We start from the raw sequence: 12,429 nt of genomic DNA on the forward strand, positions 1-12,429 counted from the left end.
AGATCCGGCCGCAGCCGGCACGATACAGGGGCAACACTCCGGCTCAGAGCACGCAACCAACCTTTCCCAAGCCCCCACCGCGCCACTGGATCCCGTTACCCCGGCTCCAACGCGGGGTGTCTTACCGGATTCCAATGCCATTCCCGTATCCGCACCGGGCATAGTCGCGCGCCCTGCCCCTGACATGGATCCGCCATCACCGGCCTCCCAAACCAGCTCTGTGTCAGGCGCGCCTCACCCAACAAGAGCGCATGCAGCGTCTTCGTCTGGTGGAGGGATCGCCCCCGAACCGCTCACGGGCAGCAGACCACCGCCAGGTGGCGGCTTCCCACAGTCGCCACCGACCGTCGGTACTCAGCCACCAGGGGGTACGAACACACTGCATCCGGGCGGCGGCCACACACCACCCACACCGTCCGGTTTCACTCCACCGGCAGGAGGAACAAACGCGCCCGGATCTGGAGGCGCAACAATTCCCGGCGCGACGCAAACCGCAGCGCACATTGCCGGTCTGGACACCGGCTCAGTGAGCGAAGACCACAACGTGGTCGCAGGTAGACTGTCGACGGGCGGACTTCTGACCGTCACGGATCCCGACGCAGGCGAAGAAAAATTCCAGGCTGTGACCGGCGTTTCGGGCTCAGCCGGTTATGGCGCCTTTTCGGTAAATGAAAACGGCCTCTGGACCTACACCGCTGACAACAGTCAGGCGGTCATACAGGCGCTGAAGCCGAGCGACAGCCTGATCGACAGATTGACCGTCCACAGCGCGGACGGGACCACACATGAACTGCGTGTTGTCATTACCGGCACAAATGACGCTCCGGTTCTCAGGGCTGCAACAGCCACCGCGACGGAGGATGGAAAAACCGTCACCGGCCAGATGTCGGCTACGGATATCGATGCAGGCGATACGAAAGTATTTTCCGCAGGCCATCCGGTCGACGGCTTCACGATGAATGCGGACGGCTCGTGGTCGTTCAACCCCAGCCATGCGGCCTATCAGCACCTGGCTGTCGGCCAGACACAGCAACTGACCATTCCGGTGACGGTCACCGATAGCGCGGGAGCAACCGACACCCAGAACCTCGTCATCACAGTCAACGGCAGCAATGATGGCCCGGTTGTGTCCGGACCAGTCGATCTGGGCAGCGGAACGGAGGACAAAGCGGTCCAGATCAGCGAAGCGCAGCTTTTGGCGCACGCCACGGACATCGACACGGGCGATACGCTGTCCGTCACAGGATTGAGCGCGAGCCACGGGACCATCACCGGCGATGCAGCGCACGGCTTCACCTTCACGCCGGACCCGAACTACAATGGCCCTGTGACCTTGATTTATCAGGTCACGGACAGTCACGGTGGCACAGTCGCCCAGACGGCTTCCCTGACACTGGCGGCAACACCGGATGCCGCCATCATCACCGGCACCGACGCGGGCTCGGTCACCGAGGACAGAAATGTCGGACCATCGTCCGCCCATCCCCTTTCCGTCGGCGGGATCCTGTCCGTTCACGATCCGGACGGCACGGCCTTCAATCACTTCCAAACCAACCAGTTCGGCGAACACGCAGTCTCCGATCCCTTCGGCGGAAGCCTGCACATCAGCCGCGGCGGTATCTGGGGCTACGAGGTCGACAACACCAATCCCGCCATCCAGGCGCTTGCCGCGGGTGAAGAACGCCATGCGATCTACGAGGTGCATGCGGCCGATGGCACCGCGCACCGGATCGATATCACCGTCCACGGCACCAACGATGCCCCAGTGCTGCGCGCGGCGACGGCCTCGGCCACGGAGGACGGAAAGACCGTCACCGGCCAGATGTCGGCCACGGACGTCGATCATGGCGATCGCCAGACCTATGCGGTCGGTCAGGCCGTCGACGGCTTCACGATGAACCAGGACGGATCGTGGTCCTTCGATCCGTCCCACGCGGCCTATCAGCACCTGGCCGCGGGCCAGACCCAGCAGGTGACCATCCCGGTGACGGTGACCGACAGCGCTGGCGCGACCGACACACAGAACCTCGTCATCACGGTCACCGGAACCGATGATGCCGCAGTGATTGCAGGTGTGGACACAGGCGACATAACGGAGAATACCGCAGGATCTAACATGTCGCCGGACTATGCCCAGCCGGGCATGGCAACGCTGGGCAATTCCCCTCTTTATGCCGACGGCAAGTTGACCATCGCCGACCCGGATGCCGCTGAAAACGCGTTCGACACGCGTCATAGAGCTTACGACTACCACGGCACCTATGGCGATCTTGCCCTGAAGGCGGATGGTACCTGGCACTATCATGCAGATGCCGGTCACTGGACCGCAGCCGGCGGCTATTCAACGACGCGCGGCACCGCCATCGACCAGCTGGGCGAAGGCCAGAGCCTGACCGACACGATCACGGTCTATTCCAAAGACGGCACGGCCCATGACATCGTCATAACGATCCATGGCAGCAACGACAGGCCCTATTGCTCTTCCGAAGTGCAACTGGCCAGCGGCACGGAAGACGTCGCCCAGACCCTGACGATGAAACAGCTTTTGGCGAACACGGTGGACGTGGATGCCAATGATGCCGGCAAGCTCTCCGTCTCGGGCCTCAAGGTCGATCACGGCTCGATCCGGGACAATCAGGATGGAACGTTCACCTACACACCGGAAAAAGATTATAACGGTCAGGTCAACTTCACCTATGACGTGAAGGACGCTCATGGCGGAGTGACCCATACCGGGGCAAGCACAACGCTGGCTGCAACTCCGGATGCCGCCATCATCACCGGCACCGACACGGGTGACATTACCGAGGACCGGAATGTCGGGCGATCGTCCGTGCATCCGCTCGGCGTTAGCGGAATTCTGACCGTCCACGATCCGGACGGCACCGCCTTCGATCACTTCCAGTCCAACAGCTTGGGCGAACACGCGGTCTCCGACCCCTTCGGCGGCAGTTTGCATATCCTCCCCAGCGGGTGGTGGGGCTACGAGGTCGACAACACCAACCCCGCCATCCAGGCGCTTGCCGCGGGTGAAGAACGCCATGCGATCTACGAGGTGCATGCGGCCGATGGCACCGCGCACCGGATCGATATCACCGTCCACGGCACCAACGATGCGCCGGTGCTGAGCGCAGCGACGGCCTCTGCCACGGAGGACGGAAAGTCCGTCACCGGCCAGATGGTGGCAACCGACGTCGATCATGGCGACACAAAGACCTTCGCGGTCGGTCAGGCCGTCGACGGCTTCACGATGAACCAGGACGGTTCGTGGTCCTTCGATCCGTCCCACGCGGCCTATCAGCATCTCGCCGCGGGCCTGACCCAGCAGGTGACCATCCCGGTGACGGTGACCGACCACGCCGGGGCGACTTCAACGCAAAACCTCGTCATCACGGTAACGGGCAGCAATGACGGTCCCGTTGTGTCCGGCCCGGTCGACCTGGGCAGAGGAACAGAAGATCATTCCGTCCAGATCTCGGCGGCGCAGCTCTTGGCCCATGCCACCGACATCGACACCGGCGATATGCTCTCCGTCACCGGTCTGACCGCAAGCCACGGAACGATCAGCGGCGATGCCGCGCATGGCTTCACCTTCACCCCGGACCCGGACTACAACGGCCCGGTCACGCTGAGCTACCAGGTGACCGATGGCCATGGCGGAAGCACCGCCCAGACAGCCTCGCTCACGCTTGGCGCGACGCCGGACGCGGCGGTGATCACCGGCACTGATACGGGAAGTGTTATCGAAGACCGAGGTGTTTCGGCAACGGGAGATCTGCAGGCCGGTGGCACGCTCACCATCACAGACCCCGACGCGGGCGAAGCGGCATTCACGCCGCAGACAGGAGCCACGGGCTCGGGCGGCTACGGCACGTTCTCCCTCGATGCGCAGGGCCACTGGACCTACACCGCAGACAACAGCCAACAGGCGATCCAGGCGCTTGGCCGTGGGCAGAGCCTGACAGATTCGCTCACAGTGACGAGTGTCGACGGGACGCGGCATACGTTGTCAGTCGAGATCAAGGGCGTGATCGACGCGCCCGCGCTCACCGTGACGGCGACGCAGGGGACCGACAGCGCCACCGCCACAGCGGGCAGCATTTCCACGGCGACGCTCGCCGCGCATGAGGACCAGACCATCGGGCTGGGGATTGTTCCCCAGCTCGTCGATACCGACCCGACCGAGACACTGTCCAAGTCTGTGGTCATCATGGGGTTCCCGCACGGTACCACCTTCAACCATGGCCACATGAATCCGGGAGGGACCGGCAGCTGGTTGGTCGATGTTACGGATCTCCCGGGACTGGAGTTGACCCCTCCGAAAGACTTCACCGGCCCGGTCACATTGAAGGTGACTCTGGTCGCAGTCGATCGCTCACCCGGCGAAGGTCGCCCGGCCGCCCCATCGGTCGCGACGCTCCATATCGACGTGGCACCGGTGCAAGACGCGGCGGTGATCACCGGAACGGATTCAGGCGACATCACCGAGGACCGGAATGTCGGACGATCGTCCGGGCATCCGCTCGGCGTAAGCGGAATTCTGACCGTCCACGATCCGGACGGCACCGCCTTCGATCACTTCCAGTCCAACAGCTTGGGCGAACACGCGGTCTCCGACCCCTTCGGCGGCAGTTTGCACATCCTCCCCAGCGGGTGGTGGGGCTACGAGGTCGACAACACCAACCCCGCCATCCAGGCACTTGCCGCGGGTGAACAACGCCATGCGATCTACGAGGTGCATGCGGCCGATGGCACCGCGCACCGGATCGATATCACTGTCCACGGCACCAACGATGCCCCGGTCCTGAGCGCGGCGACGGCCTCGGCCACGGAGGACGGAAAGACCGTCACCGGCCAGATGTCGGCCACGGACGTCGATCATGGCGATCGCCAGACCTATGCGGCCGGCCATCCGGTCGATGGCTTCACCATGAACCAGGACGGTTCCTGGAACTTCGATCCGTCCCACGCAGCCTATCAGCACCTGGCGGCCGGCCAGACCCAGCAGGTGACCATCCCGGTGACGGTGACCGACAGCGCCGGGGCGACCGACACCGAAAACCTCGTCATCACTGTCACGGGTAGCAATGACGGGGCACGGTTCACGGGGACCGACAGCGCTTCCGTGGTTGAGGACCGCAATCTGACTGGTGGCAACCTGACGGCGGGCGGAACCCTGACTGTCACAGATGTCGACACCGGGCAGGACAGTTTTACGCCTGTCACGAGCCAGCAGGGGACCGGAGGCTATGGCAGCTTTTCGATCGACGAGCACGGCCATTGGACCTATACGGCCGACAACAGCCAGCATGTGATCCAGGCGCTTGATCCGTCGAGCACGCCTCTGACCGACACTCTGGTGGTGACATCTGCGGACGGAACGCAACATACATTGACTGTTGCCATCCACGGCACTTCCGATACACCGGTGGTGAAGCCGAGTGTGGCAACCGTGCAAGGGGTCGGGTCGCAACATCTGACCGGCACATTCGGTGGCTGCGCCCCCGGCGGCTGGGGCATCGACAACGGTCACGGCGGTTCGGTCAGCTCGCTGCAAGGCCAGTATGGCACGCTGATCATCGATCCCCAGACCGGGCACTTCGAATACAACTACCAGCAGAATTCCGGTGTCATCAAGCACGGCGGCAGTTCGGGTGCGTCCGGACAGCATGTCGATACGTTCCACATAGTCCAGCAAGGCGTTGCCGCCGGCGACGCGGATGTTCAGGTGCAAATCGATGTCCAGAGCGTTCATGGCAACAGCGGGCATCATGTCGACCAAACGGTTCTGCAGGGCATCACGTTCACACCGGTGGCCCCCGTCCAACACGATGCACCGGACGATGTTGACACGGATGAGGTCACGCTTGACCTGACCGACGCGAGTACCGCGTTGGAGCACGTGCAGGAGATGGACAGCACTGCAATGGACTTCACCGACACCGGCGCCGGGTCAGATGACAGCGATGCCAACACAGCTCCAACACTGGCACCAGAGGGACCTGTCGCCGGTGGAATCGAGCGACTTTCGGCCTATTTCGACGCCATCGGACAAGGGCACGACGCGGCGCCATCAGCCATGGCACCCGCTGCTCATCTGAGCCCTTACCTCGATGCCGCCGGTGCGGATCCGGATTTGGCAACCCCGGTCGCAGATCTACCTGATCCGTCGACGCTCGACATTGGCGACCTGTCCGCAAAGGTCGAGGACAACTCTGGGGCCACCCCGGAGCCGGGGCCAGGCCACGATGGACCGCAGGATATCCCCGAACCCGTCTTGCCGGATCCAAATGATGACACGTCCCAATACGGTTGAAGCTATCAAGTGAAAAAGGACCGTACGCAATGAGCAAAAACCTGATCTGTCTTGTGACGGTTCTTTTCCTGTCGGGTGCACCTGTGTGGGCGGACAGGGGCGATAGCGGGAGCGAGACAACAAACACGTCTAACGGAACACGCAAATTGATCGTTGAGCACCCATGCGACGGGATCGCATCGCCAACACCTGGCTGTTCCAAAGAAACTTCTTTCATGCTGATGGCGTCGGTTAAAACGCCTCAAAGCAGCATCTTTTGCAGCGACGGCGAGGTGCCTCGTCGGATCGGGTATCAGATCCTTGACCGCGCGGATGGCGAATGGGATGCCCTCGTCACGGTCGACGGCACAAAGATCCGTGCAATGACGGCGTATAGCTATTTTGGCAATTCCAAACCACCAAACGGTTTTGTGGTCGCGCTGCTCGGCGAGGACGGCTCCGTAGTCCTGGTTTACGGGGACGGAGAAAACGACTGGCTGGAGCAAGGTGAAAACCGCTACGATACATGCCTCTAGTCGCCTGACGATCAAAGGTATGGCAGCGGAGATCTGCCTTTCACCGATTCCGTCCCGATCGCCACCGAGGTAGAGGTCGATGACCAGCACATCCACATCTTACACTTTTATCTCGTGGCAGTCGTCGGTCTTGCGTACAGCGCAAGAGTCCTTAGAAATCCCGTGATGACGCCTTCCGTTCACATGTCTGACTACGTTGGGGACCATCCCCAAGTTCGGCAATCGTCCGACTTGTAGGCGTGAAGGGATCTTTGAATGAATAGGCGCTGGATGTCGGCACTAGGCCGCTTGTGTCGACCAGGCACCAGCCAAGGTCAGAAACGGCATGCTGTACCGCGACAAGTCTGCTTCGAGACCTGCCAAGACCGTCCGTGGAAGCTCCGCTCGCCCCCCCAAAGCTAGGCAACTGCGCTTTCGACCGCGCACTTTGCCCGGAAAGCGCCCGCGACCAGCGCGACGGCGGCGAAGCATATCACGGCAGATCCTACGCCCGGACCCGCCATGAGAAATCCGAAGAGAGGGGCACCGACAGTCTGGCCTACGGCGATAGTCAGGAAACCGACCATGAGTCCGGTCGCAGGCCGATCCGGCAAGGTGTGAGTGCCCCAGATGAGATAGACCCCTGTTAGCATCACGTAGCCTGCGCCGAAGATAACCCCTCCAACCAGCGTGGGGACAGGACCGAGGCCGAAGCCGACCAGTAAGATACTGATTGCTATCAGACCCAGGAAAGCCCAGTGAACGCGGTCGTGACCAAATCGGCTGACGAGCGCTCCGGCCAAGGCTCCGGCCATCCCCCCGGTGCCGATGCACATCCAGAGAAGGCCAGTTCCGGTTGGCCCCCAGCCCATCTGACTTGAGACGAGCTGCCCCCCAAAAGACCAGAGCGCGGTGCTCGCAACTCCCATCAGGAAGGATGCCGAAATCAGTCGCAGGACCGGCCCCGTCATCGGGGGCAGGCCACCTGCGCGACCGTTGCCCGAGGCCGCAGGAAACGAGATCGCAGCTGCGATGGCCAACACCAGCGCCACGGCTGCGAAAGCTCCGAAGGCCAACCTCCATTGTCCCGTGATGGCGAGCGCGATGGGCCCCGACAGCACCACGCCCGCACTCACGCCCGCATTGATCACCGTGTTCGTAAGGTCCTGCCGGCCTTTGCTGACCGCGGCGGCGACTGCGGCGGCCATGGGCGGAGAGGCGAGGCCCGTGCTTGATCCGGCGACCACGACTGCGATGGCCAGGATCAGCGGTGACGGCGCGATCGCGATGCCGGCCATACCTATCGCCGCGACAAGGGCGGCACCTACCGCGACGGCGCGCGCGCCAAACCGTTCGGTCAGGATAGCCGAGGCGACGATCGCTATACAGTAGCCGGCGAAGGAGCCCCCCGAGATGACGCCGCCGAGGGACGGGCCGAGGCCCAGTTCGCCGTCGATCTGAGGCAGGAAAAGGCCGAAGGCGAAGCGGGCAAAGCCGTAACAGACCGCGATGAGGGCGAAGCCCGTCACGCCGATGCGAAGGGCCGGACTCATGAGCGCGCCCTCTCCATCAGGATGGCCGCCGCCGCTCGTGCGGCTGAGACGGTTTGCGCTCCGCGATACACAGCCGCGTGGGTTGCCCCCTCGAAGAGGACCAGCACCTGCTCTGCGAGCGCGGGGTCTTCGCGTCCCAGGTCCATGGAAACGACCTCGCCGACCCGGCGGTGGAACGCCTCCTTGTGCAGCGCAACCGCCTCGGCAATCTCCGGCGTGTCTCCCCCAGTTTCAGCGCGCGAGCGAAGGAAAAGGCAGCCCCGACATCCCTCAACCCGGACCCAGTCCTCGAGCGCGGCAAACAGGGCGTCGACGGTCCGCACCTCGATCCGGGCCATAAAGCGCCGGTCCCGCTCGGTCAGGACGCGCGCCATGAGCTCGGCCTTGCTGCCGGCGTGCTTGTAGAGCGTTCGGCTCGACATCCTCGCAGCCTCCGTCAGCCGGTCCACGCCGGTGGCCACGTAGCCGTGTCGATCGAAAAGCCTCTCGGCGGCGGCGGTGAGTTTGCTGGTCATGTCCACGGGAACCTCCTTTGGCGTCCTCGGACACGACTGTACAACGATCGTTTTACTTTGCAAACCAGCAGGAACAGAGGTCCGCTTTGCCTCGCAAAGCCACCATTGATCGAGACGGCGCCTTATGACCACTCCGGGCCGTGAGGCCACCTTCCGGTTCCGCTCTTCAATACATCGAACCGGACAGTCGCCGTACAAGCCGATTGGTGAGGTTCGGTACATTGCGGACATGTTTAGGCCCTCGTCTCCTCAGCGAGGAAATCCGGGATGGTGGGTATAAACGAGCGAAGCAGTTCACGGGATGGGAGGCTTTGGCGGGCAGGTCGTGCCTGGAGCTTGTTTGGGTTTGTCCGTTTCCAGCTGAACAAATCACCGGGATTGATCGATTGTACCGACAATCTGCACGTAGCGGCCGCCCGGTTGCCCGGATAGCGTTTGTTCAGTCGGAACAAAGGACATGAAATATGAACGGCGCGGACATTCTTGTCGAAATGCTCATCGGATACGGCGTTGACACGATTTTCGGTGTGCCGGGCGATACCAATGTGCCACTTTACGAGGCCCTGCAGGCGCACGAAGGCCGCATTACCCACATCATGGCCCGCGACGAGCGCTCGGCGGGTTTCATGGCGGATGCCTACGGCCGGTTTACCGACAAACCCGGCATCATCGAATGCCCGTCTGGTGCGGGCGCGATGTATTCCCTTCCGCCGATCGCTGAATCGAACGCATCTTCCGTGCCCGTCATCCTGCTGACGATTGACATCCCCCTTCCCGGTGAGGGGCGCGGGGTCCTGACCGAACTCGACTGTGCCAAGCTCTTCGAACCCGTCACGAAGATGTCGGTTCAAATCAAATCGCCGGAAAAGTTGCCGGAGATCGTCCGGCGGGCTTTCCGGACGGCCTGCTCGGGAAAACCGGGAGCCGTCCATCTTCAGATTCCGGAAGACATGCTGACGGCCAAGGTTGATCCGGACCGGGTCTCCCTGCACATAGAGGAAGACTGCAAAACCTTTCCCGCCTTTCCGACCCGTCCAGCCCCCGGACTTGTCGAGAAATTGCTGGAGACGGTGAAACAGGCTGAAAAACCGCTGATCGTATCGGGCGGCGGGGTGATCCGCGCCTGTGCCGGCGATGAAATACTCGCTCTCGCGGTGCGTCTGAACGTCCCGGTCTGCACAACCATGACCGGTCAGGGGACGATGCCCGATGACCACCGGCTTTCGATCGGCGTGATAGGAGACAACGGGTTTCACCCGCACGCAAACCGCGCCATGGAAGAAAGCGATTTTGTCCTGTTCGTCGGTTCGAAAATGGGATCGGTCGTGACCATCGGCTGGACATTTCCGAAGGTCACCTTGAACAAGCGCGTTGCCCAGATCGATATAAACCCTGAAGTCATGGCCAACAATTACGAGAACGTGGTGTCCGTCACAGGCGATGCAAAGCTCGTTCTGCGGGAGTTTCTGAAAATCGTGCCGGAGGATTTTGACGGTTCGAAGTACCATCCATGGGTCAATCATCTGAATTCACTGCGCGCCTCCTTCTGGCAAGGTGCGGAATCGCTTTTGAGCAACGACAGCAAGCCCCTTCGTCCCGAGCGGGCCGTGAGATGCTTCAACCAAGCTTTGGAAAAATCAGGCAAGCCCGCGCTGATCTATTCGGATGCGGGAACCCCGACGCCCTATATGACCCGCTTTCTGAAGATCAACGACCCTCGCACCCGTTTCGCGATCCCGCGGGCATTCGGCGGGCTGGGGTCGGCCTTGCCCGCAACAGTCGGGGCATGGCGCGCCGATCCGTCACGAAGGCCGATCGGTCTTTTCGGGGACGGCTCCTTCGGGATGGCGGTTGGCGAAATGGAGACCCTTGTAAGGCTGAACATTCCGGCCATTCTGATCCTGTTCAACAACGGACACTACGGCTGGATCAAGGGTCTCCACCGGCTCAAGGGGCACAACCAGTGTTTCAGTGTCGACTTCATGCCGCCAAAGGGACAGGCCATTGCGGAGGCCTTCGGTCTGACAGCCTGGACCGCCAAGTCCCCGGAAGACCTCGACGCTGCACTTGCCAAAGCATTCGCCCATGAAAACGGCCCGTGCCTGATCGATGTTCACATCGAATCGATCGCCGACCGCGTGCCACCGGTCTATTCCTGGCTGAACAAACGCGGGGAGGATCCCCTCGATCTCGCCTCGAAAGAAGTTGCCTACATGTGATTGGGAACACGCCGGACATGAGCAACTCCAACATGCAGGTTCCCCGGTCGGCAAAAGGCCTGAAATTTGTCGTCCTTGGCGGCGGAATGGTGGGCGTTTGCGTTGCGCTTGAAATGCAGAAACGCGGCGCCGAGGTGATCCTGCTCGACCGCGACGATCCGGGCGGCGGCACGTCCTACGGGAATGCGGGCGTCTTTGCCCGCTCTTCGCTGTTTCCAATCAACAACCCCGGGCTGCTCGTGGATCTGCCGGGATTGCTGACAAATATCCGTGTAGCCTTTCGGTACGACCTGAAATATCTGCTCTCCAATCTGGCCTGGGCGAGCCGTTTTCTGTTGAGTGCCCGGAAGAAAACCTTCCAAGAGACGACAGTTGCGCTCGACGCGCTCATCCGCTTGTCGATCAGGAAGCACCTTGAGCTCATCGACGCCTGCAACGAGAGCGCTCGTCTGTCGGACGCGGGTTGGATGTTTCTCTATCGTGACATCGGCAGATATGAACGCGCGGGGCTTCTGCGGGCGACTCTTGGAAACTTCGATGTCGACACTCAGGAGCTCGACGGCACCGCGTTGCATGATCTGGAACCGGACCTTGCCCCGATTTTCCCGCGCGCGCTCTGGGTTCGTGACAGCTATTCGGTCAATGACCCCGCGGCTCTGGTGAAGGCCTATGCGGCAAAGTTCACCGCGCAGGGCGGAAAGGTCCTGCGGAGCGACGTGCGTACAGTGTCGGAAGATCTGGATGGCGTAGAGATTGTGCTGGCCGACGGCAGCTTGCTGAAAGCCGACAAGATCGCCGTATGTCTGGGCCCGTGGTCCAAGGACTTCCTGGCGAAATTGAACCTGTCCGTGACCATGGGATTTGAACGCGGATACCACATGCATTTTGAAGGTGCGCAGGATGGAGCGAATGCAAAAATTCTGAGACGGCCGGTCTATGACACCCAGGGCGGTTATGTGCTTTCCCCGATGACAAAGGGGCTGCGGCTCTCAACCGGAGTTGAACTCGCGGCCTGCGACGCACCCAGCTCAACCGCCCAGATCGATCTGGCGGAAAAGGCAGCGCGTGAAGCCTTCGCCTTGGGCGAGCGGATGGACCCCGAACCCTGGCTCGGACGTCGCCCGACATTTCCCGACAGTCGTCCCGCCATTGGGCCCGCGCCGACCTACAGGCACATTTCGGTGGCATTCGGGCACCAGCATATCGGCCTTGCAACGGGAACCGGCACCGCAGACGTGCTGGCGGATCTGATCGAGGGGAAAACGCCGGCCATCGACGCGCTCCCGTTCCGTCCCGACCGCTTCATACGGCACTTCGGCTAGGGTTTGGACC

The 12,429-nt window shown here is 62.1% G+C and carries 6 protein-coding genes; 4 read left to right on the forward strand and 2 right to left on the reverse strand.

Features of this window, described 5'->3' with window-relative positions:
• Nucleotides 1-184: 184 nt before the first annotated feature.
• Nucleotides 185-6,316: a VCBS domain-containing protein gene (locus AC2A6O_RS09590; protein WP_498927084.1), complete on the forward strand. Its 6,132-nt coding sequence runs from the start codon at nucleotides 185-187 to the stop codon at nucleotides 6,314-6,316.
• 29 nt (nucleotides 6,317-6,345) lie between these two features.
• Entirely contained in the window at nucleotides 6,346-6,831 is a 486-nt protein-coding gene (locus AC2A6O_RS09595) for a hypothetical protein (protein ID WP_498926613.1), read from the forward strand.
• Nucleotides 6,832-7,229: 398 nt separating this feature from the next.
• Here the strand turns inward: AC2A6O_RS09595 and AC2A6O_RS09600 are convergent, their stop codons facing one another.
• Together AC2A6O_RS09600 and AC2A6O_RS09605 are read right to left on the reverse strand one after the other, a co-directional pair.
• Entirely contained in the window at nucleotides 7,230-8,363 is a 1,134-nt protein-coding gene (locus AC2A6O_RS09600; protein ID WP_498926614.1) for an MFS transporter, read from the reverse strand.
• Nucleotides 8,360-8,878, reverse strand: a complete 519-nt coding sequence (locus AC2A6O_RS09605) for a TetR/AcrR family transcriptional regulator (RefSeq protein WP_498926615.1) — start codon at nucleotides 8,876-8,878, stop codon at nucleotides 8,360-8,362. Before AC2A6O_RS09605 ends, AC2A6O_RS09600 begins: the two co-directional genes overlap by 4 nt.
• Nucleotides 8,879-9,342: 464 nt before the next feature.
• On the opposite strand from AC2A6O_RS09605, the gene AC2A6O_RS09610 reads away from it, so the two are divergent.
• Together AC2A6O_RS09610 and AC2A6O_RS09615 are read left to right on the forward strand one after the other, a co-directional pair.
• Nucleotides 9,343-11,097 carry a thiamine pyrophosphate-binding protein gene (locus AC2A6O_RS09610; RefSeq protein WP_498926616.1) on the forward strand — a complete coding sequence of 585 codons (1,755 nt, stop codon included), beginning with the start codon at nucleotides 9,343-9,345 and terminating at the stop codon, nucleotides 11,095-11,097.
• A 17-nt stretch (nucleotides 11,098-11,114) separates the two neighbouring features.
• A complete protein-coding gene (locus tag AC2A6O_RS09615) occupies nucleotides 11,115-12,419 on the forward strand; it encodes an NAD(P)/FAD-dependent oxidoreductase (RefSeq protein ID WP_498926617.1) in 1,305 nt (434 codons plus the stop codon).
• Nucleotides 12,420-12,429: the final 10 nt, after the last annotated feature.

The sequence above is a fragment of the Labrenzia sp. ATLA3 genome (genome assembly GCF_057180185.1).